Raw genomic sequence first — 23,025 nt, 5'->3', positions numbered from 1 at the left:
TGATTTACTTCAGTGAAATATTTAGACCTACGTTAAATACACGTTGTATAGGATAACCTAAACCATCGCCACCCATTTCTACATCCCATAAATTGAACTTGCTGATATTAAACAAGTTGGTTGCATTCAAATAAAGTCTAAAACTTGATGTATGTAATCTTTTTTGGATACTGTTAGGTATCTTATAGCCAATTTCAACTTGTTTAAGTCGTAGAAATGCGCCATCACGCATAAACCAGGTACTTCTTTGATTGTTGTTGTCATTAATTGTGGGACTTAATCTCGGCCAAAGCGCATGTATATCACGTGAATCTTCAGACCAGTGACTATCAGCATAAGCTTTTAAGAGTTGGGTCTCATTATTGAAAGGAGATGTGGCACGCGAGTCAATCCAGAATGACTCATTTGATAATCCCTGAAAGAAGGCAGAAAAATCAAAACTTTTATACCCCGAAGAAAAACCAAAGCCATAAACTACTTCCGGTAATCTAGGGTTGCCAATAGGTACCATATCCGCGCCTGTAATCTGACCATCGCCATTTACATCCGTATATTTAATGTCTCCACCGCCGTAAGGTCCGAAATTTTGTTTTGGAGAGTTTGCTGCTTCTACATCATCAACAAACAGACGTTCTGCAATCAATCCATAATCCTGGAAAATAGGGTGGCCAATGCGGCTACGGTATTTTTCATTATAAACTGGTTCTTCATAAACGGTAAATTTACTTCTTGCATAGGTAAAATTTCCGGTTGCTGCAATCCAAAAATCCTGCCCTACGTGTTGATTATATTCAAAGGAAATATCCGTTCCTTTTCCTGAAGCTTCACCAACATTGGCTCTTATATCAGCCGTTAAGCCCATGGTAACAGGAATTGCCGCTCGGCTCATTAGTATATTTTTACGCTTTTCTGAATAAACCTCGGCAGTGATTTTTAATTTGTCAAAAAGTCCTATTTCCAACGCTAAATTGGATTTAGTTGATTTCTCCCAGGTAATATCTTCATTGGCATATCTGGAAATATTTACTCCATTTAAATAACTACCGGCACCAAGTCCATTCCCAAAAGTGGCCCCTCTAATGCTTGCATTCATGTCTACATTAGAAAGGTAAAAGAACCGATCTGAAGGTGAGCCAATCGCATCATTTCCAATTAACCCATAGGTTGCTCTTAATCTTAAATTATTTACGATGGGTTTAATTTTCCCGAAAAACTTCTCATTAGAAAGCGTCCAAGCAACACCTACAGACGGGAAATAACCGTAACGCTGTTTAGCAGCAAATCTTTCTGATCCGTTATAACCAAAGTTATACTCCAGATAATAACGACTATCATAATTGTACGTTGCCCTGCCCGAAACACCCATATTTCTGGAAGGAAGAGATTGTTGAAGGTCACTACCATTTGCACTTAAATTGTTCTGCAACATAGCAACAATCAGGGCACTAAACCCATGCTTTGCGAAACTACGACTGTAATTTATCTGCCCTTGTCCGTAAAATACAGAATTCAGAACTCTATTTCCTGGAGCATAATTTAAATATTCTGTCCCAGTATCTTCATTCATAGCGTCTATTGCATATGTATTATCTACAGGATCATAACCTATAAGCTTATAGAAATAAGGATTATAAGCCCTGGTTACATCGAAAAATGTGGTGCGGTTAGTATTCATCATCACCTGTGCATTAAGCCCTTGAGTTAAAAAAGAAAGATCTTGCTTAAGTTCTAATTGTGCCAGCATCAATGATCTTGAAGAATCCTTGTAGCCCCTAACCAAGTCTGCGTATGGATTTGTATATCCACCACCGCCTATGTCAGAGTTACCAAACATGATGTGTTTTACAAATTGGTGCTGCTCATCGACAGGATAATATTGGGGGAAGAGTACCGGGTTGGAACGCATTACCTTTTGGTACATTTCGGCACCACCATCTATAGGGCCCGTATATTCGTCAAAATTACCACTTAAACGAACCACCATTTCAGTTGTTTTGGTCAGGTTTATATTTACGTTAGATCGAAGCGAATAACTTGTTAAATCTATATTGTTATTGAAATTATTCCGTTGATCTACTTTTAATAATCCATTATCCTTACTTAAGGATCCGGAAACAAAATACCTTGCAACTTCGCCACCTCCGCTCACATTTAGATTAGCGCGTTGATTGGTGGTATAGTCTTTAAAAACCAAAGCCCTCCAATCATTTGCCGGATAAATATTCGGGTTTAAGCCTACTCCGGTATTAGCAATTTTTTCGTCGCTATACAATACTTGTCCTAAAGGATTGCGCGTTAATACGGCTTCGTTAGCCTGCTTCATGTAGGTAACAGGGTCTGCAAGTTCAATATCCTTTACCGAGGCTGAGAGCGAATTTTCTAATCGAAATGAAATTTGTGCCTTACCAACTGCCCCCTGCTTTGTGGTAATCAAAATTACCCCATTTGCTCCACGGGCACCATATAATGCCGTTGAAGTTGCATCTTTCATCACAGAAAAACTGGCAATATCATCGGTCTGTAAACGGGCGAGTTCAGTTGTACCAACCTCCATGTTATCAATTAATATCAGGGGATCATTTTTATACCCAAACGTAGTAACACCGCGTATAAAGAAATTTGCATTGTCTTTACCTGGTTCAGCACCACGCTGAAATGCAATCATACCTGGAATACGACCCGCCAGAGCCGTTGTTAAATTGCTTGATGGAATTTTAAGGTCTGATACCTTAACAGACACAACTGAGCCTACTAAATCGTTTTTCTTCTGAGTGCCAAAAGCAACTACTGCAACTTCTTCAAGCGCATTTTTATCATCGGGTAATAGTTTAACATTGACTGTATTTTTATCACCAATTGTAATTTTCTGTGTAGCGTATCCAACAAAAGAAAAAATCAGCACTTCCAAATCACTGTTTACCTGTATGCTGTACTTACCGTCGGGGCTGGTCATTGCGGCACGTTTAGGTTTAGAACCCTCAACGGTGATTGTAACATTCGGAATTCCCACTCCTGTTTCGTCTAAAACAGTTCCCGTGACGATGCGCGGGGCGGCAATTTCATTTAAAGTCTCTATTTCTCTCAATTTCAGTGCAAAAACAAAATTGCACACCATTGAGAGAGCTATGAGAACAAGCGTTTTTTTCATACCTTTACTCTGTTTAAATGTAAATATTCGCAGCTAACGGATCTCTAGGTTGCTTCCGTGGTTCCGTGCTGCACTAAAAGAATTGTGACATTTGACTGTTGGCTATTCAATACTTCTTTAGGCCAATAAAGAAGTATGGATAGTTGACATAAATGGATGTATAAGTTCTATTTCATAAGTACCTGCCTCTCTGTAAATAAAACAGAAAACGATACTGCATTTTAATAAGAATGAGAGGACGCATACTGTTTGGTTTGTATTTGGTTAATACAATAATAGTTTTTGCAAGCATCATCCGCAACCTGTTCTGTCTGATGCAGATACACCTACGCTAGCATCCATCTATCTGTTTCACAATGAATTCCTTGCCGTAACTTTAAAAGGAATTGCCAAATGCCCCTTTAAATTATCAAGAACCATGTTTGCTGCGGCTTCACCCATCATTGCAAAATTGGTCGATATGGTTGTAATTCCTGAGAGGATTAGCTTCTTTATCGGTGTCTCGTTATAAGATATGACCCCTATCTCAGAACCAATTTTGAGTTCATTATTCACTATTTTTTCTACAAGTTCAACCAAATGGTCTTCCCTCAAATTAATATATGCCGTTCCCGGTACAAATGTCTCACTTTTCAAATCTGATAATACCTCATAGTTAAAAGCATACTTCAGGCAAAAATCAGTAAAGCCGGTTAAGATCTTTGTGGAATAGTAACTTTTAGAAGGAAAAATAATTTTAATAGTATGATAGTTACTCAATCTTACTTTAAGTTCTTCAAGTGCATAAGATATATCATTTTCGAAATCCTCGTATACCGTACAGAAATCACCCGATATTTCCGGGATAAGCTTGTCAACCAATACCAGTTTCTCTTTTGGCAAGCTGTTTATCAATGCGTAAGCTTTGTCATGTTCATTAAAGAAATGCGGAATAATCACAACCTTGTTATAACGATCTGGCTTATTTTCAAGAATTTTTCTGAACTGACTAAAATTGTTATTGTAAACATAAAAATCTATGGATACATCATGTCCTAGTTTAGCAGTAAAGGCATCATATATGATTTTCTTATGGTCGCTTAGTTTATTAAAGAGGAGCAAAATTTTGAAAGGTTGCTCAAATTCAGCATTCGATACAAAATAGCCTTTCCCTGGCACGGAATCTACAACTCCAAACTTCTTTAAGCCCAAATAAGCCCGTTCAATTGTATTTCTTCCAACCTCAAGGCTTTCACTTAAATAGTTAATGGAGGGCAGTACATCATTAACATCTATCTCGCTGGTTTTAATAGCATTCAGTATAGAATCGAAAATCTGAAGATACTTCGGCGTTTTTGAGTATTCATTTATTTCAATTATTTTGAGATAATTTTTCATAATAAGAATAGTTTATCAGTTCCACCCCGCAATCCCATAATTGATTATCTTTAATATTTGGTTAGCAAATGCCCTAATCTTCAAAATTATTGGTTAAGGGTGCGGAAGAAATAGAGAATCTGATAAATCAAATGTACTTTTTGGCAGTCAACATCCTTCTCCCGGTCAGCCTTTTTATCAAAAAGGACAAAGAAAAGTGCATTTTGTAAAAATTTAGTAGCCTAAACCTAGCTTCTATTCTAGTTAGTCCATGTTGAGTCCATGGTAAGTCCATGTCCAGTCCATGTTTTGCCAATAAAAACTTGGATATACCACTCATTATCAGTAAATTCTAATTTTATTTTTCCGTAACCGAACTATTCTGCGCGTTTAATTTTAAACCACCAAACGATGGGAAGACTTGACGGTAAATACACTAGGGGGCTAGTTGGCGACTCTGTTTTTAAAAAAGTCGGCAAAACACAAATAGTTCAGGGCAAATCCAAGAAAAAGATAAGATAAACTGTTGCGACTAAAAAAGCGGCAGGTATTTTTGGCAAAGCCAGTAACCTGGCATCTGACATCAGAGTGCTCCTTTCGCAAACTATTGGCGAACATGATAGTATGGCCATCTCGCGATTTACCGGAGAAAATGCTCTGATACTGAATTCAGCTTTGATCCGTGAATCACAAACATTTGATTTTTCAAATGCTGTATTTGATAAGCTTAATGGTTTTGAGTTTAATATAGATTCTCCGGTAAGAAGGCTTTTGTTTGCCCAACCCACGGTTACAACAACCGGTGAGGCCATTAAAATAGCCTTGCCTGAAATGCACATCCCAAAAGACCTTAAGTTCCCCACCGAGGGGAACAATTGCATTTTAGCTTTTCAGGTGGCATTATTTGATATGGAAAATTATAGATGCCGGAAATAGGAAACACAATCTATTGAAATAAGATATGAATACAAACCGCTTACTGTACCCGCTACAGAATTCAGTTTTGATACCCAAGCCGGATGCCTTTGTGTAATAACGGTTACGCTTCGTTATTACACAAAGACCTTTGCCGGGAACTTAGGAATTAATAGTAAATCCTTTAATCCAGCGGCTATATTAAAAGCCTTTATAATTCCAGGAACAGTAAATCCGGATGCAACTGACGGCTGGAGAGAAATGTCATTCAATGTAAAATAATAGTGTGATTCGATTATCGAATCACACTACCATTGCTATGATTTTGTACTGGCGATACAAAAGCCAGTTTGCCATCCGAATCTTCAGACATTAAGATCATTCCCTGAGATAGAATACCCTTAATTTCACGAGGGGCAAGGTTTACAACCAAACTAACCTGTTTCCCAATTATTTCTTCTGGTTTATAATATTCGGCGATGCCAGAAACAACCGTTCTTTGATCTATACCTGTATCAAGCGTTAGCTTTAATAGCTTTTTGGTCTTTTCAACCTTTTCTGCTGCTACAATTGTAGCTACCCTGATATCAATTGCTGTAAACTGTTCAAATTGGATGTTTTCCTTAGCAGGCTCAACTGTTGCTGTTGCAGCAACATTATCAGCTTTGCTCTTGTTAAGTTTATCTATTTGAGCTTGTACAGTTTCGTCTTCGATTTTATCAAATAGTAACACAGGCTCATTAAGCTGATGTCCGCGTTTCAACAAGCCCATTTTACCGGCATCTTCCCATAAATGACCGCCGTAGTTCAACATTTTCTGCAATTTATCGGCAGTAAATGGTAAAAACGGTTCAATCAAAATTTCTATAGTAGCAGCAATTTGCAAACTGATATTTAAGATGGTACGAACACGATCTTCATCTGTTTTAATTACCTTCCAGGGCTCCGTTTCTGCCAGGTATTTATTACCTAAGCGAGCAACATTCATTACCTCCGATAAAGCCTCTCTGAAGCGATAATTTTCAATCGAAGCGCTGATTTTTGCAGGGTACGCAGCCAAATCATCAATCACTTGCTGATCTTCCGGAGTTTTAGTCATGCACATTGGAACTTTCCCTCCAAAATACTTATGGGTTAAAACTACCACCCTATTAATGAAGTTACCTAAAATGGCAACCAGTTCATTGTTATTTCTTGCCTGAAAATCTTTCCAGGTAAAGTCGTTATCTTTTGTTTCAGGTGCTGTAGCAGTTAAAACGTAACGCAAAACATCCTGCTTATCTTTAAATTCAACCAAATATTCATCAAGCCAAACTGCCCAATTTTTAGAGGTCGATATTTTTTGACCTTCCAGATTCAGGAACTCATTTGCAGGTACATTATCCGCCAATATATAATCGCCGTGGGCCATTAACATTGCGGGGAAAATAACACAATGGAATACGATATTATCTTTACCTATAAAGTGAACAAGCTTGGTTTCATCATCTTTCCAGTATTGTTCCCAGTTGCCATTTTCTACCTCGTTTTGGTTAATGTAATATTCTTCAGCTTTAGGGTTCCAGATACCCAAACGAGCATATTCAAATAGCTCTTTTGTTGCCGAAATATAGCCAATAGGCGCATCAAACCATACGTACAAAACTTTACCTTCTGCACCTTTAACCGGAACTTTAATACCCCAATCCAAATCTCTGGTCATCGCACGAGGCTGTAGGCCCGCATTAAGCCAGCTTTGGCATTGTCCGTATACATTTGGTCTCCACTCTTTGTGGCTTTCAATGTAGATTCTTAATTGATCCTCGTATTTATCAAGCGGCAAAAACCAGTTCTTTGTTTCTTTGCGTACTGGTTTCTCTCCAGATAAAGTAGATTTAGGATTGATAAGATCCGTTGCATTTAAAGTACTTCCGCAATTTTCACACTGATCGCCGTAGGCATTTTCATTTCCACATTTAGGACAAGTACCAGTAATGTACCTGTCGGCCAAAAAAGTCTGTGCCTTTTCATCGTAGTACTGTTCAGTTACTTCTTCCGTAAAAACGCCTTTATTATATAGTGTTTCAAAGAAATCTGAAGCAGTTTGATGATGCATTAAAGAAGATGTACGGTGATAAATGTCGAAAGAAACACCAAGTTCTTTAAAGGAATCGCCAATAATTTTGTGGTATTTATCTACTATAGCCTGAGGGGTAGTTCCTTCTTTTTTTGCCTTTAAGGTAATCGGAACTCCATTTTCGTCAGATCCGCAAATAAACTTTACATCTCTTTTATTCGAGCGCAAATACCTTACATAGGTATCTGCAGGTAGGTAAACGCCGGCAAGATGTCCAATATGTACAGGTCCGTTTGTATAGGGCAGCGCAGCCGTAACGGTATATCTCTTTATTTTACTGTTATCCAAAACTATTTTTATTATTTTGTCAAAGATAAGTGTTTTATTAATGATTAAACAGCCAGCATATTTAAAAAAAGGCGACAAAATTGCGATTGTCTGCCCAGCAAGCAAACTTCCAAGAGGTATAGACTCAGCGGTACAACTCTTCGAATCCTGGGGCTTGGAAGTAATTATCGGGAAGACCGTTCATGCTGAGCACCACCAGTTTGCTGGTGATGATGTTCTGCGTACAGAGGATATTCAAATTTTTTTAGATGACCCCACTGTGAAAGCAATCATTGCTGGACGAGGGGGGTATGGTTGTATTCGAATTGTAGATGATCTTGACTTTAGCACATTTGTTGAGTATCCCAAATGGCTTGTCGGCTTCAGCGACATCACAGTATTGCTTTGTCACATCTACGCTCAATATGGCATTCAAAGTATCCATGGACAGATGCCTTATACGTTTAACGAGGCCACACCCGAGTCTTTAGCTTCTTTGAAGGCTGCGCTATTTGGTGAGGAAATAATGTATGATTACCATCCATCACCATTGAATCGCGAGGGATATATGCAAGGGATTTTGATAGGTGGTAACCTTACTTTATTGGTGATGACGATTGGTTCAGCTTCTGAAGTCGACTATGAGGATAAGATCTTATTTATTGAAGATATAGGGGAACGTCCGGCAGCAATAGATCGCATGATGCACATGCTGAAGCGGGCAGGAAAACTGAATAAACTAAAAGGATTAATTGTTGGGGCTTTTAATGAGTTGCCTGAAGAGAAAATTCCTTTTGGACAATCGCCTGAAGAAATAATATGGGAAGTAGTGAAGGAATATGAGTATCCGGTATGGTTTAATTTCCCTATTGGGCATATGGATGATAACCGGGCAGTGGTAGTAGGTAAAAAAGGGTTGTTCATTAATTGAACAACCCTTATGTTAAAACTTTAACTTCTATTTCGTAATGTTAATTGTTACTTTTTGACTGCTAGCATCATTTTTAGAGCCAATTGTCAGCGCATTTCCGTCTGCGGTTGCAGCACTAACTAAAGTTAATGTAGCAGTAGCAGTGGTTGCTGGAGCTACAATAACTCCTACTGGAACAGCAACAGTTGCTACAGAAGTCAGTGCATCCCTGGCAATTGTAACCGTTTGATTAGGCAAATTTAATGCCCCTTCAACTTTGTAGGTAACTTTAACTGTTTGCTGAATTGATGTTCTTAAGGTAAATGTGAATGTTCCTGATGCACCTTCCTTGATAGTCTTTGTTGCTGTACTAGTTAGTGCTACATAAGCAGGAAGGCTATTACTGAAATCATAGTTATCTCCAGGACCTTTCTTTTCACATGACTGCAGGAAAAATACTGCAGTCAGAGAGAGTAATATTATAAGCTTTTTCATATTTCTATTATAAATCAAACCACATTTTTTCGTTATACCTTACAGTTGTTTTCGGCGCATTAGGGTTATTAGATATCTCATTCGTAATTGGATATTCAAACCTTCTAAAGATTGGACCGGCAGGTGCACCTATAGGTAGTGTAAGCACAGGAACTTCACTTCCGTCCGTTCCAGATCTTCTCCATTGCGTAAAGGCATCTAGACCTCGATCCATTTTATCAACCCATTGTTGTTCATGAATTGTCAACACCGCATTAGCTTGTCCGCTAAACGCTGGAAAAGATGTTGAGAATACACCCGCCTCGGTAGCGCTCACACCAAAGAATTTACATGATTCTGCGAGCCCTTGTTTAAATAACGTATTCGCCTTACCCAAATCTACTGGAACTCCCAATCCTCTTGCATACACTTCGGCTTCTGCAAATAACTGCTCTTGATAAGTATACATCACTTCTGGTGCAGCAGGAGAGTGCAAAGAAGCAGCAATCCTCGGATTAATAGCATCAACTGCGTCTGCTCCAGGTACAACACCAATATACGTTGCTTGCCCTGCAGGCTTATCAAAAAACTTCGGAAGACGAGGATCAACAGATGGAGCAGCATTCATAATATCAACAACTGGCTTGCTGGCAAAGAAGAAGTTCTTTCCACCATTGTATTGAAGGCTAATTGCATATTTCGGGTTTCTCTTATTAGGAACGTCCTGGTATGGTATGGCAACATTATCTGTTACACCATTTACCATCGCTTGTGCAGCGTCATTTACCAATGTTCCAATAGCCGCAGCTTTAGAAGGATCTTTATCCACCATTGTTAATAAGGTACGCAGCTTCAAAGATTTAGCTAGTTTCTTCCATTTAGCGATATCTCCTTTGTAAAGCAGATCATACCCATCATTATTAGCTCCAATTTTTAATGGGCTTGCCTCATCAAACTGTGCTAATGCCTGATCAAGAAGTGCCAGTGTTCCTTCCAACACTGTTTTCTGATCGTCAAACTTAGGATATAGAATCTCTGCCTTCCAGGCTTCTGTAAATGGAACATCTCCAAACGTAGTAGTGATGTCATAAACCATCATCGCCAACAATACTTTACTTTGTGCTGCCGCATTATTATTTGCAGGAGATGCAGCTTCTGAAAGCTTTATCGCTTGCTGAAGGTTTGCGCCACCCCTAACGTACAGAGATACCCAGGTGTTATTGAAAAAGTTTGCAGAAAAAGTATAAATATCAGGACTAGGGTCACCACCAGACCAACCTGTTGGGTTGTTTCCACCAGCATTTAAAGACTGACCCGCTAATCCTATTGGAATGTACAAATCACCACTTGACCTTAAATTCATATAAGCTACCGTTGCGTAAGAGAATAGCAATTTCGGGTCAACCTGTTCAGCAGTATTTGGACTTGTATTTATATCCAGATATTTCTTGCATGAAGATAGCGTCAGTAACATAGTTAAGACACTAAACGTATATATAATTTTTTTCATTTTCATTAAATCTTAATTCTGATATTGAAACCAATGGTTCTTGTTGATGGTATTGAGTTAAACTCAACCCCTTCAGCAACACTCTCTGTTCCGAAGAAGTTAGCCTCGGGATCAATGTGTGGAACGTTATCATGGATAATCCATAAATTTCTGCCTTCTACACCAATCTCAGCTCCTTTAATAAATTTAACACTTGTTTGGAAAACCTTAGCTGGAATTTGGTATGATAACCTTACCTCTCTAAGTTTCACATAAGAAGCATCAAAAATATTTGCTTCAGTATTTGTAGTGGTGTATTGTGCCCAGTAATCTTGCATACTTGTTACCGGTGTTGTATTCGGAACAAAAGTACTTCCAGAAGCAACAACTCCTTTATCAATAAATACTCTTCCTCTGTTTAGCAATGTTTCTTTAGCTAAACCACTTGTTCTTAGTGAAGAAACAGAGTTAGAATAGATCACACCGCCTTTTCTAATGTCTACCAAGAAGCTCAATGAAGCTCCTTTGTAAGAGAAAGTATTGTTAATTCCACCTAACCAATCAGGACTCATATTACCTAGTCTTTTGTCGCTCACTGTTTTCCTCAATCCTGTTGCTTCATCAATAACCAGGTTTCCTGCATCATCTCTTAACCAAGCAACGCCATAAATACCAAATGATTTGCCAGACTCTGCCTTGATTGAAAGTCCGCTCCATCCGCTGGCTAGTGAATAAGAAGCAAGGTTGGAAGGCAATTCGATTTTCTGCACGTTTCTGGAGAAGTTAACATCCATGTTCCAAGTAAAATCTTGTGTTTTTACTGGGATCAATCCCAACGAAACCTCTACACCAGAGTTTTTCACAGAACCTGCATTCAATAATGCGGCAGAATAACCTGTCGATTGTGGCAATGGAAGTCTTACGATTTGGTCAGAAGTATTCGTATTATAATAAGTCACATCCAAATTAACACGACTTTGTAAAAACCTCAATTCAGCACCAACTTCATATGAGGCCTGATTTTGTGGTTTTAAATTAAGGTTCGGAATCGTAGCTGGGCTACTGAACGCAAGTACTCCATTGAATGGGAACGTAGAACCGTAACCATATTGAGCAAATGCCGCACTAATTGGAGAATATTGGAATACGCCTTGATAAGGATCGGTATCACTACCTACGTTAGCGTAACTCGCTCTTAATTTACCATAGTTGAACCATTCGCTCTTTGGAAGTAACTCACTAAATACAAAACTCGAGCTTATAGACGGATAAAAATATGATCTATTGTTCGCAGGTAAAGTAGACGACCAGTCATTTCTTCCTGTAACGTTTAAAAACAAATAATCTTTGTAAGATAAGCCCACGTCACCGTATACACCTTGAATGCGTTTCTGATTTGAAGTATTTGTGGTAACCACACTTCCTGCGTTTGCATAATTATATAGCTGATCAGCTATTAATTGTTGAGCATCTGAAAGGTCTCTGCGGTAGAAGTTTTCAAAGACATTGTATCCACCAATTACTTTCAAGCTCAGATCCTCTGTTAATTTTTGGTCAACAGTAAGCAACAGGTCATTGTTAATGATTCTATTGTAAATATTTGCTGCATAGAAATCACCTGTCAAAGATCCAATTGTTCCTTGTCTTGTTACCCCTCTTCTAAATTCGTTGTAAAAGTCAGTACCCAAATTATTTGAAATCGTTAACCAATTCAAAGGTTTATAGGTTACTATTGCATTACCAAATACACGATCAACAACATTTGAGAAGTTGTTATTGTTAACTACCCAATAAGGGTTATTACCAGTTCTTGTAGGTGTTAGCGCAATTTGTTGTTTGGTAACCGGATCGAAATAGTTGTCTTTTAACACCTTTGTATCGATCGTTCTAGGAAGACCATAAACAATTGATTGAAGTACACTTGGATTGTTAGAACTTTGTACTGGACGACCGTCTGCTACAGTACGTGTGTAGTTTACATTTGTTCGTACATCAAGCCCTGGCGCAACATTTCTGCCCGCATTAAAGCTTACAACATTCTTTTTCAACTTTTCATTAGGAATAATACCGTCTTGAGTAGTATTGGTATAACCAAAGCGATAATCACCAGAGTCGCCGCCACCGTCAAAAGAAACAGAGTTGATATAGGTTTTTCCAGTATTATAGAAATCCTTTACGTTATCTGGATATGCTTGTAATGTAATCTGTTGACCAAGGTAGTTAGTAAAAGTTTTGTCTTGTACTTCACTGATTTTTGGTCCCCATCCATTCAAACTAGAGCTATTGACAGTTGGCCCGCTGCTATATACACCTTGAACACCTTGGGCATATTCGTTTTGAAAACTAGGTAATTTCAATACATTATCAAAGCGAGTAGAAGAATTTACCGTAATGGTAGTTTGTCCCTTTTTACCTTTTTTCGTCGTAATTACAATCGCTCCGTTTTTTGCACGAGCACCATAAAGTGCTGTCGCCGCTGCACCTTTAAGAACAGTCATTGACTCGATATCGTCAGAGTTTAAATCTCCGGCTCTATTTCCGTAATCTGATCCAGCGCTACCCTGAGGAACCGAACTAGTCGAAATGGTATTAACTTGCTGTGAACTATTATCCACTGGCAAACCATCGATTACAAATATCGGTTGGTTGGAAGTACTACCCGAGTTAAATGAAGAAGCTCCACGAATGATGATCTTAGAAGAGCCACCTACTGTTCCTGATTGAGCAGTAACCCTAACACCCGAAACTTTACCCGCCAGGGAATTGATTACGTTTGTTTCTCTAGCCTTTGTTAATTCATCTCCCTTTAAAGTTGTAACAGAATAACCAAGAGACTTAGCCTGCCTTGCAATACCAACGGCAGTTACAACAACTTCAGTTAAGGCTTTAGAATCTGATTCCAGAACTGCGTTAACGGTACTCCCAGAGATTGCTAGTGTTTGGACAGTGTAGCCTAGGTAGGAGAAAGTTAATTCGGTAGAACCTGATGGTACAGAGATAGCATACTTACCGTCTCCACCTGTTTGGGTTCCAACTTTGGAGCCTTTAATCAACACAGTTACTCCTGGAAGTGGTTTTCCATCTTCCTTATCCGTAACCGTACCAGTAATTGTTCGGTCTTGCGCCATTGCAGAAGTTGCAACGAACAACAATATGAACAAACTTTGTAAAAGTTTTTTCATAAAATAATAAATTTAGGTTAGTTAATAATGGCCTAATATATAGCGATTTTGATATGCAAGCATATTTTTATTGTGCCCCACAAAAATAAATGACAATAAAATGACACAAAGAGATGTTATCAAAAATTCAAAAAATACACCATAAAGAGAACAAAATTTCGAATATAATCCGTAAAAGTTGATTTGATTTCGAATATATCAAAAAATACCGACTTTTAACGAATTAAAAATTGTTGCAAATATTACACAGGAATTAAAGAGAAATGCAGTGATAATTTTGGCGCACTTTATGCTATGGCCAATTTTAGGAAGCTAAATGAAGCAATAAAATTTTACAGTTAAGAAACAGGCGGTTAAAAGAGAAGCCTATGTATTAATAAATTATTTCTTCTTTAAATAAAAAGCCCGTCCAATTGGGCGGGCTTTTTATATCGATTAATGGTCGTCTCCGGGAAACTTGGTTCTGTGATATCCTTTAAAGTGATAAATTAAATGGTCATCATCATCATCATAAGTCACAGTAAAAGAAATGGAGTCTGTAACTGCTTTTGAAACAGGACCAATAGCTGCATCTTTTAGTATTTTCCCATTGGTAACACTAAAATTGCTCTCATAATATTGGTTTGCGACATTATCTCCTGAGAATGTTTTATCTGCCACATTAACATTCACTTTACCCTTAACCTGCCAAAAACTTTCATTATCATCAAACCACATCTGGGTGTTTGAATTATCGGCTGTATTATAAGTAGACAAACTATAGTATGTATCGTCACTATAAGGCTGAAGCACCTCGCCTTCCTGATCAACAACCTCTAGTTGAACCCACCATTCTCCGGACATATCCTGAACGGCAGTACCGCCAATAACCTCATCCTTCTTACATGCAGAAAGAGATATTATAAAAAGCGCGAATATATATATGTATTTTTTCATGTTTTATAATTTTGATTATTGTTTACTAAATGACCTAACCTGAGTTCCATAACCTGCATTAGCCAAAGCCCATGAATAACTCCCTCCATTCATTGTTCCAACCGTGGAACTGAAAGCGCCCATAGGTGAACCTTGCGGTGGAATTTGTATTGTCGACCCAGTTGGATTGATTGCCACAACCTTATCTGTATTACCTACAGCACCACCCGGATTTGTGATAAAATAAACTCCTGGAGCCACTTTCGCCCACACGGCAAAAGTAGCAAAACCAGCTCTTTTATAACTACCCGAATAATCATTCCCAGCTGCATCTGCTTTGGTATCATACACAACAACATACCTGGCCTGCGATGCAGAAAAACCATCTGAGTTTGAGGCAGAATACGTAAGTGTATAAACAGCTGCGGCAGCAGTATTAACCTGCCCGTCTGTTTTAACATCGATTTCATCCTCACCAACTTTCGCCACAACCCCCGGCTCAGTATAAGTCCCTCCTTTGGCTACAAACATATATTGATCGCCATTTACTGTTAATATAGGATAAACAGTAACCTTTGAGATTCCAACTGTTCCTTCAGGATAGTTAAAGGAATCATCCTTGCATGACAGAAACGTCATGACCAAAATTCCTATAGCAATTATATTTAAATATCTTTTCATGATTCTATTCTAAATTATTAATCAATATCCTATTTTCCCCACCAAACTTTTGTATAGATTGGAACTTCAGCTGGTGTGTTTTTATTTCTATCTCTCGAAGATGCCGGAAAAACTAGCCTTTTTGGAAACCTACCTCCTGTAACTCCATTCTTAGCATAAACCCACTCTCCTCTATGGTTAGGAGCTGCAGCATCCTCTGGGTCGTAAGACGGGTCAGTTGAGTAAACCGGACTATTTTTTGGATACCCTGTTCTTTGTTGTTCAAAGAACGCTTCAATCGTATGTCCAGAACCTGGCAAAGAAGCCCATTTTTGAACAATAATTTGCTCTAACTTATCTTCAAATGAACCAGCACTTTTATATACATACTTTCCTCCTGGGGCAATAAATGCTGCGCCGTTTTGAGAAGCATCAGCAAACGCTGCAGTTACACCTGCATCATATTTAGCTTTTGCGCCTGAACCTCCAAAATAACGCTCCAAAGCTTCAGCCTGCATAAAATATGATTCTGATGCATTTATAAACCAAACGGGGTCAGTTGCATCTTGAGCTGCAACTGTTGCCGCTGCATATGTTGGCTGCTCTTGAGCGGTTGCAGCAAAATCACCTTGATGCATTGCGGTTGGTGTTGCTGTTCCAAAGTAAGTGACTGCTCTCGGATCTCCATTTTTAACCAGCCATGTAGTCAGTGTTTTACTAGCTCTGATATTTGTAGTTGTATTTAATCTTCTGATATTATACTCATAGAATGGATTACTATTATTAGGTGTTCCTTCAAACTCGGCAATACCGGCATTAACTGTTAAAAAGTTGGCACCATCTGCATAAAGTTTCGCGATTCCGGCCTGCGCTTCAGCTGGCTTTGCATTCACCATTCTTAAATACATTTTTAATTTCAATGTATTCGCAAATTGAACCCAGCTATCCATGTCGCCATTAAATAGAAAATCACCTTTAGCTTGGCTGGTTGTTAGTGGTGCTGAAAAATCTTTAGCCAAGGCTGCATCGATTTCAGCCAATAAAGCAACATAAATACTATAGCCATCATCAAACTTTGGCTGTAGGTTCGCTGCACCTTGGAATGCCTCAGTATAAGGAACCTGGTCGTAAATATCAACCAATACCTGATAAGTGTAGGCTTTCATAACTGTAGCCATTAAATTGTATCTCCAATCGCTTCTCTCCTGTGCCAGCTTTATAGACAAATTGAAATCGGCAAGTGATCCAGACAACAATCTGTCATAAGGACCATTCAGATCGACTCTGGTCAAATTATAAGTATCAATTGTTTTGTATTGATTAGAGGCATTTGATTGAGTCCAATACTGAGACCATATGCCTCCAAGTATTGTCAACTCGCCCCCTACAATCCCGGCTGTCCCCATAATTCCCGACGGAAACAATACCTCTGGAGAGGCTTGCTCTATTGGCGGGTTATTAGGATCAACATTTACATCCAATGTTTTCTTACATCCAAACGTTAAGAAAATCAGTGCTGATAAAATCAGTGGTTTATATTGTATATTAATTTTTTTCATCGTTCAAATATTAAAATGTAACTCTTAAGGATGCTCCGAAGAACCTTACTGGAGGAGCCGTTCTAAATTCACCGAACTCACTGGCCAAATCAACACCCTGGTTAGAAACCTCAGGGTCAATTGTTCTGTTCGACTCAGGTAACCAGGTAAGTAGGTTTCTTCCAAAAACAGTAAAAATAGCTCTGTTTGCGCCTATTTTGCCCGCAATAGTTTTCGGCAAGGTGTAGCTTAATGAGGCTTCTCTTAATTTCAGGAATGTTTTATCCAGAATACGGTTACTATATACCATTGCTTTATTTGTTGTTGGATAATAGTAATCATCAATCAAACCTTCTGTAATTGGAGTCGTATTTTCCTCATATCTGATCAGGTTTCCATTCGCATCAGTAATCTTCTGTACTGAGTTAGGAACAATGAAAGGGCGACGATCGTTAAATGTTGATTTAACATCAGCACCAACAAAATTTAACAAATCTGCTGTTCCAGAATAAAATACCCCACCTTTTTGATAGTCGAGCGTAAAGCCTAAACTAAAAGATTTATAGGTAAACATATTTGTTAATCCCATAGAGTAATCTCTTTGGATATTGCCATATTCTTTATTTGTAGCTGCAACTACAGGGAATCCGGTTCCATCTACCACAATCTTTCCATCAGGAGAGTATTCTGGGCCGGGAGCTTGAAAAACACCAAGTGGTTTTCCTTTTATTGCCACTAAATCTGCATCATATGCATTATTAATAATAACCTTATCCAAACCTGCCGGTAGCTCCATAACCATATTGCGCTGCCTGCTAAACGTGTAGGTTAGGTCCCAATTAAAATCAGTTGTTTTAACCGGTTTGATATTCAGTGCTGCCTCAATACCTCTCACCCTAACTTTACCAAAGTTCAAGATCTGGAATAAGTAACCACTTCCAGGATCAATTGGAACAGGTAAAATTTGATCAACCCTTAATCTATTAAAGTAGGCAACATCTAAGCCAATTCTATCAGATAAGAACCTGATATCACCACCAAACTCGTACTCTTTTACACGCTCTGGTTTAAGGTTAACATTATTTAATGTATTTGCAATAGAATATCCTGCCACTCCAGCTACCGGAAATCTAATGTTACCAAAACCTAATGTAACGTTGGTTGCATTTAAAACATCAAAAACCCTGTATGGATCAGTATCACTACCTGTTTCTCCATAACTTGCCCTTAGTTTAAGGAAGCTTATTGGAGTGCTTTTCATATCAAATGCTTCAGAAACAACATATGCCAAACTCGCTGCAGGATAAAAATAACTATTGTTTCCTGTTGCCAATGTTGATGACCAGTCGTTCCTTCCGGCTAAAGTTAAGAAAAGGTTGTTTTTATACCCCAAGGTTGCAGAAGCATAAGCACCAAACAAACGTCTGTGTCTTTCGGTTTCTGTACTAGTTGGCTTATTTGCCGAATTACTAAGACTAAAGAATCCCGGGATGGCCAGATCTTCTACAGCTGTAGTAAGAAAACGCGAACCTCTGTCATTATAGTTAACCCCAACTACTCCGTCTATATCGAAATCAGAGAAGGTTTTTTTGAATATCGCATTAAGTTTAGAGTCATATTCAAAAGTTTTAATAGACTCTTCTATCACTCTACCAACATCTGCAGCTCTTTTAGCACCTTCAACGTTTCCACCATCATTGTAACTACCCAAAGTTGGTGCATTTTTGTTGTGCCATTGTCTATCCCCGGCATTATCAACATCAGCTCCTTGTTGGAATTGTAACTTCAGCCAGTCATTTACAGTAAAGCCAAAATTAACATTCCCATAAATACGGTCATTTTTGTAACGACTACCATTCTCATATATAGAATAGTATGGATTTTCTGCATAAGGAGTAAAGTAGTTGTCTACATTAAAGAACTTGTTTTTATAATCTCTTAGATCTTTAATTGGAATATCCTGCGGAATTTGCAGAATATCTTCATAAAACGAAGAACCAATTCCTGATATACCTTGTCCTTGTGCAACAAATTTTTGTGTTTTAGAAACATAGTTCACAGATCCTTCTATGTTAAAATTGCCAATTACAGTTGCTGCCTTAACACTAAAGTTATTCCTTTTATACGAATCATTATCAGAAGGAAGATAACCGTCACTCATTACATTTCCATAAGAAAAATAATAGGTAGTTTTATCACTTCCCCCACTTAAGGAAATATTACTATTAAACTCTGTTCCGTTTGTTAACGCATCTCTAACATTATTTTTAATGAATGAATACGGTTTTAATAGTTGAGAGTTATCAACTATTGCACCCCAGGTTCTCATTTGCCCATCATACTTAGGACCCCAGTTACCATTTTCAGATTCGATGAATGTACCATCCCATCCCTGACCAAAAGTAGATTGGGGCTTAAATACCGATGCCACTTGCGTAATGGTTGTAGCGTGCGAAAAATCAACAACCATTTTACCTGCTGTACCTTTTTTAGTAGTAATCAAAATTACACCGTTTGATCCTCTTGATCCGTATAACGCTGTAGCGGCAGATCCTTTAAGGATACTCATGCTTTCTACAGAGTTCGGGTTAATATCGTTGGCATTATTACCAAAGTCATAGCTCTCGTCTGATCCAATGCTTGAATTGTCCAAAGGAACCCCATCAATAACATATAGAGGTTGGTTACCCCCGCTTATTGAGGTGTAACCTCTTAGGATAATTTTAGTTGAACCACCTGGTGAACCTGAAGTATTTGATATCGTTACCCCTGCAACTTTACCCTGCAAACCACCCAACATACTTACCGGGGCCGATTTATTAATATCTTCAGATTTAACTGTAGTTTCTGAATAACCGATTGTTTTCTTTGTTTTGCTAATACCCAAGGCTGTTACAACAACCTCTGTTAAGGATTTAGAATCGGATTGTAAAACAACATCAACAGTGTTTCCAGAAGCAGCTACTGTTTGAGAAACGTAGCCCAAGTAAGAGAAAACAAGTTCCGCGGAAGCTGAGGGTACAGACAATGCGTATTTACCATCGCCTCCAGTTTGAGTACCATTTTTTGTGCCTTTAACTACAACAGTTACTCCCGGAAGCGGCTTGCCGTCTTCCTTGTCTGTAACCGTACCAGTAATTGTTCGATTTTGTGCCACAGCAGAGCCTGCTATGAATGCCAAAATGAACAAACTTTGTAAAAGTTTTTTCATAAAAAGTTAGAATTTAGGTTAGTTAATAATGCTTAAATATACGCATTTGATATGCGAGCATAAATAATTTAAGAATAGCCAAATTTAAATGACACAAATATGACACAGAAAACAGATCATGAATATTGAAAAACACAGCTTTTACGAAATTTTATTCTGAATATTAACCAATAAGCACGGAAAATGTTCAAAAAACAAAGTGACATCTCATCTTGCCAAAATATTTAACATATTTTAACACTATATAGTATAAAATTTAACTAAGGAGATTTATAATTTCAACATAAACAGGCTCATTTTCAATAATATCTAGTTAACCAGAAATACGGCATTGGTAAACATCTGTTTTCCATTTTCCCAGAACGACCTGAAAAGTATATCACTCGCAAGATAAACAACCGTCCCTTTTGAGACCGATTGAATACCGAACAACATCCCGTTATCCAGCTTTTTTAATACGCCTTTCCCCACCACACCAGACATATAACTATTTGATTTTAAGACACCTACACTCCAATCTTTATTCAAAAGCTCATAGATTTTATCATCCGTTTTCAAAGCATAATAATAATCTCCCAAGCCAGCGGAAATTGGGTGGCTTTGATCCAGATTAACTTTAAAAATAGCTCCGGGAATCGTTTCCGACAAATCATCAAGATTGCGTTCTCCATACTTTCTTGCCCCATTAACCTTTATGTCATTTTTTACACTCTCTCTCAACCTAATATTAAAAGGTCTTTTCCCCAGCGTACTTGAAATTGCATCTTCAAACAGAACTACTTTCCCACCGTTTTCAATCCAACTCTCCAATTTCTCGTTAATATCTTCCCCGTAATTACCATCTGGCATAATCAAGGTATTTATCTTATTAATATCCAACTTATCTATGTTATTAGCCGTTATCATGGTAACGGGGTAGTTCAATTCTTGCTCAAAGAAATGCCATGCCTCACCAACACCTTGAGTAGAGATCCCTGTACCTGTTACAATAGCTACTTTAGGTACATTTAGAATAGGATAAACATTTGATCCGAAATCCTTTCCCTTATCTACATAGCCACTTGCAGAAGTATAAGCCACAGCATTCAGGTCTTTTTGTATCCTGGCGATCTTAGACGAAAGCCCCTTTACCTGCCGTTCATTCTCTGTTCGGTACACCAACAACGATCCGGCAGGAAACACCTTCGTACCAATAGTAAACGCTTGTTCAGCCGATCTTACCTTAATGTTTGCCCGCTGTAATGCAATAAGCACCTGCGCATCTTCGATCGAATTCCACTTAAAAATCCAGGCATAAGGCTTATCTGCTATTTCAGACTGCTCTTTGGGTTCTTCTAAAGCCGGATAAGTTCCTTTTACAGATTCTTTACTTGCGTATGCTTTTAAACCGTAAACGTATGGCAAAGCCCATGCAGTAATGTCATAGGTATTAGAATCATTAACAGCTGTTTGAGGTTCAAATAACACATTAGCCAAAACAGCTTTGGGCTGCTGCAGATTTACAATCAGGTCATTCCTATCTACCTTAAAGCCTTCTACTTTCTTTGTTTCATAATTATACCCCCGCATGTTCTTATCCAATCCAAACCCATACGCAATGCCATTCTTTTTTAGGAGCTCAGCAAGCTTTTTAACTTTACTCAGGTTTTGGGCTTTCACTATATATGTTTTATAAATACCCGGAGGGTTAGTAACCGCTTTTTCAAAATAGAGTTTGAACTCCTTTACCAGCTTATCGGCATTTTTTGAAACCGTTTCAATAGTAGCCATACCCGTAGTATAATGGTGACTAATCCTTTCCTTAAGCGTAAGCGTATCTCCATCAGTAGTTACTACAGACAGTCCGGCCCCAATTCCCCCTTGTTCATAAGTCATTCCTACTGCACCATTGTACAATGGATACGTATCTCCGTACGATGGATAAAGCAGATCAAAGCGTTCCTTAGTGAAATACTGCCATCCGTTCTCATCAAAATACTTAGCATTGTTTTTCCCAACAGTGACCTGAAACTCACGCTGCCAGGGGGTAACATCCTGATGAATCGGTTCGGCCGCAGGTGCAAAATAATAGGGTTCATTATAACTTTGTTCATGAAAGTCCACATGAACCTCGGGCATCCACTCATGATATAACTTTAGGCGTTGCTGTGTTTCAATTTGTGTTTGCCAGGCCCAGTCTCTGTTTAAATCAAAATAATAATGGTTCGACCTACCACCGGGCCAAGGCTCAGAATGCTCTCTTGCCATTGGGTTAGAATTGGGCTTATGTCCGCTAACCGAGTTAAAATAATTCACATACCTTTCCCTACCATCCGGATTAAGGCATGGATCTATAATTATGACGGTATTCTTTAGCCAGTCTTTAATGTCGCTTGTTTTTGCTTCAGCAAGGTCAAATATGGTTTTCATAGCTGTTTCAGTAGAGCTGGCCTCGTTCCCATGTACATTATAGCTTAACCACAATATAGCCGGCTGTTTACCTTTCTGTGCTGTGAATGATTCTGCCTTACTCAGACTTACATTATATTTCCTGATTTGCTCTAAATCATCTATGTTTTCTTTAGAGGATATCACTGCAACTAACAACTCTCTTCCTTCGTAAGTTTTGCCATAGCTTACAATCTTTATGTTCTTTTCTTTACCACTTATGTACTTAAAATAATCGACAACCTTATCGTGCGATGTAAATTTACTTCCAAGGGCATACCCTAAAAACTCATCCGGAGACTTTGTTTGAGCATCTGCAACACTCAAACCAACAAGCAAAAACAAAAAAGAAAGGAAGAAGTATCTCATATTGATGAATTAAGACTCCAAAATACTAATTTTACCATATTAATTATT

General features: G+C 38.3%; 13 protein-coding genes. 2 read left to right on the top strand and 11 right to left on the bottom strand.

The features are described 5' to 3' along the window. Nucleotides 1-4 precede the first annotated feature (4 nt). On the bottom strand, nucleotides 5-3,148 hold the full coding sequence (locus HQN86_RS18760) for a SusC/RagA family TonB-linked outer membrane protein (RefSeq protein WP_172662408.1): 3,144 nt from the start codon (nucleotides 3,146-3,148) through the stop codon (nucleotides 5-7). A 351-nt stretch (nucleotides 3,149-3,499) separates the two neighbouring features. Further along, nucleotides 3,500-4,525 carry a GntR family transcriptional regulator gene (locus HQN86_RS18755; protein ID WP_172662407.1) on the bottom strand — a complete coding sequence of 342 codons (1,026 nt, stop codon included), beginning with the start codon at nucleotides 4,523-4,525 and terminating at the stop codon, nucleotides 3,500-3,502. A gap of 603 nt (nucleotides 4,526-5,128) precedes the next feature. Between HQN86_RS18755 and HQN86_RS18750 the strand changes: the two genes are divergently transcribed. Continuing rightward, nucleotides 5,129-5,440, top strand: a complete 312-nt coding sequence (locus HQN86_RS18750) for a hypothetical protein (RefSeq protein WP_172662406.1) — start codon at nucleotides 5,129-5,131, stop codon at nucleotides 5,438-5,440. Between the two features lie 274 nt (nucleotides 5,441-5,714). Here HQN86_RS18750 and metG read toward each other — a convergent pair whose 3' ends face one another. Further along, the gene (metG, locus tag HQN86_RS18745) at nucleotides 5,715-7,823 is read right to left on the bottom strand and encodes a methionine--tRNA ligase (RefSeq protein WP_216854446.1); all 2,109 of its coding nucleotides are present in this window, start codon (nucleotides 7,821-7,823) and stop codon (nucleotides 5,715-5,717) included. 40 nt (nucleotides 7,824-7,863) lie between these two features. On the opposite strand from metG, the gene HQN86_RS18740 reads away from it, so the two are divergent. Next, nucleotides 7,864-8,733, top strand: a complete 870-nt coding sequence (locus HQN86_RS18740; protein ID WP_172662405.1) for a S66 peptidase family protein — start codon at nucleotides 7,864-7,866, stop codon at nucleotides 8,731-8,733. 27 nt (nucleotides 8,734-8,760) lie between these two features. Here the strand turns inward: HQN86_RS18740 and HQN86_RS18735 are convergent, their stop codons facing one another. The 8 genes from HQN86_RS18735 to HQN86_RS18700 all read right to left on the bottom strand — a co-directional run bounded on the left by HQN86_RS18735 (nucleotide 8,761) and on the right by HQN86_RS18700 (nucleotide 22,977). Beyond that, nucleotides 8,761-9,207 carry a hypothetical protein gene (locus tag HQN86_RS18735; protein WP_172662404.1) on the bottom strand — a complete coding sequence of 149 codons (447 nt, stop codon included), beginning with the start codon at nucleotides 9,205-9,207 and terminating at the stop codon, nucleotides 8,761-8,763. Between the two features lie 7 nt (nucleotides 9,208-9,214). Beyond that, a complete protein-coding gene (locus tag HQN86_RS18730) occupies nucleotides 9,215-10,696 on the bottom strand; it encodes a SusD/RagB family nutrient-binding outer membrane lipoprotein (protein ID WP_172662403.1) in 1,482 nt (493 codons plus the stop codon). 5 nt (nucleotides 10,697-10,701) lie between these two features. Continuing rightward, entirely contained in the window at nucleotides 10,702-13,857 is a 3,156-nt protein-coding gene (locus tag HQN86_RS18725) for a SusC/RagA family TonB-linked outer membrane protein (RefSeq protein WP_172662402.1), read from the bottom strand. A gap of 435 nt (nucleotides 13,858-14,292) precedes the next feature. Continuing rightward, on the bottom strand, nucleotides 14,293-14,793 hold the full coding sequence (locus HQN86_RS18720; protein WP_172662401.1) for a lipid-binding protein: 501 nt from the start codon (nucleotides 14,791-14,793) through the stop codon (nucleotides 14,293-14,295). A 15-nt stretch (nucleotides 14,794-14,808) separates the two neighbouring features. After that, a complete protein-coding gene (locus HQN86_RS18715; RefSeq protein ID WP_172662400.1) occupies nucleotides 14,809-15,453 on the bottom strand; it encodes a DUF5011 domain-containing protein in 645 nt (214 codons plus the stop codon). Between the two features lie 29 nt (nucleotides 15,454-15,482). After that, entirely contained in the window at nucleotides 15,483-16,991 is a 1,509-nt protein-coding gene (locus HQN86_RS18710; protein WP_172662399.1) for a SusD/RagB family nutrient-binding outer membrane lipoprotein, read from the bottom strand. Between the two features lie 10 nt (nucleotides 16,992-17,001). Next, a complete protein-coding gene (locus HQN86_RS18705; protein ID WP_172662398.1) occupies nucleotides 17,002-20,181 on the bottom strand; it encodes a SusC/RagA family TonB-linked outer membrane protein in 3,180 nt (1,059 codons plus the stop codon). A 309-nt stretch (nucleotides 20,182-20,490) separates the two neighbouring features. Continuing rightward, nucleotides 20,491-22,977 (bottom strand): M14 family metallopeptidase, encoded by a 2,487-nt coding sequence (locus tag HQN86_RS18700; protein ID WP_172662397.1) that lies wholly within the window; start codon nucleotides 22,975-22,977, stop codon nucleotides 20,491-20,493. Between the last annotated feature and the right edge of the window lie 48 nt (nucleotides 22,978-23,025).

The sequence above is a fragment of the Pedobacter panaciterrae genome, from assembly GCF_013204795.1.
In the GTDB taxonomy this organism is placed as follows: Bacteria; Bacteroidota; Bacteroidia; order Sphingobacteriales; family Sphingobacteriaceae; genus Pedobacter; species Pedobacter panaciterrae.
The sequence above is the reverse complement of the archived record's forward strand: the minus strand, read 5'-3'. Positions and strand labels throughout refer to the sequence as shown.

Coding starts and splice junctions, on each gene's coding strand:
- HQN86_RS18750 (WP_172662406.1), top strand. CDS start 5,129: ATGGCCATCTCGCGATTTACCGGAGAAAATGCTCTGATACTGAATTCA.
- HQN86_RS18740 (WP_172662405.1), top strand. CDS start 7,864: ATGATTAAACAGCCAGCATATTTAAAAAAAGGCGACAAAATTGCGATT.
- HQN86_RS18730 (WP_172662403.1), bottom strand. CDS start 10,696: ATGAAAAAAATTATATATACGTTTAGTGTCTTAACTATGTTACTGACG.
- HQN86_RS18705 (WP_172662398.1), bottom strand. CDS start 20,181: ATGAAAAAACTTTTACAAAGTTTGTTCATTTTGGCATTCATAGCAGGC.
- HQN86_RS18715 (WP_172662400.1), bottom strand. CDS start 15,453: ATGAAAAGATATTTAAATATAATTGCTATAGGAATTTTGGTCATGACG.
- HQN86_RS18725 (WP_172662402.1), bottom strand. CDS start 13,857: ATGAAAAAACTTTTACAAAGTTTGTTCATATTGTTGTTCGTTGCAACT.
- HQN86_RS18720 (WP_172662401.1), bottom strand. CDS start 14,793: ATGAAAAAATACATATATATATTCGCGCTTTTTATAATATCTCTTTCT.
- HQN86_RS18710 (WP_172662399.1), bottom strand. CDS start 16,991: ATGAAAAAAATTAATATACAATATAAACCACTGATTTTATCAGCACTG.
- HQN86_RS18735 (WP_172662404.1), bottom strand. CDS start 9,207: ATGAAAAAGCTTATAATATTACTCTCTCTGACTGCAGTATTTTTCCTG.
- HQN86_RS18700 (WP_172662397.1), bottom strand. CDS start 22,977: ATGAGATACTTCTTCCTTTCTTTTTTGTTTTTGCTTGTTGGTTTGAGT.
- HQN86_RS18760 (WP_172662408.1), bottom strand. CDS start 3,148: ATGAAAAAAACGCTTGTTCTCATAGCTCTCTCAATGGTGTGCAATTTT.
- HQN86_RS18755 (WP_172662407.1), bottom strand. CDS start 4,525: ATGAAAAATTATCTCAAAATAATTGAAATAAATGAATACTCAAAAACG.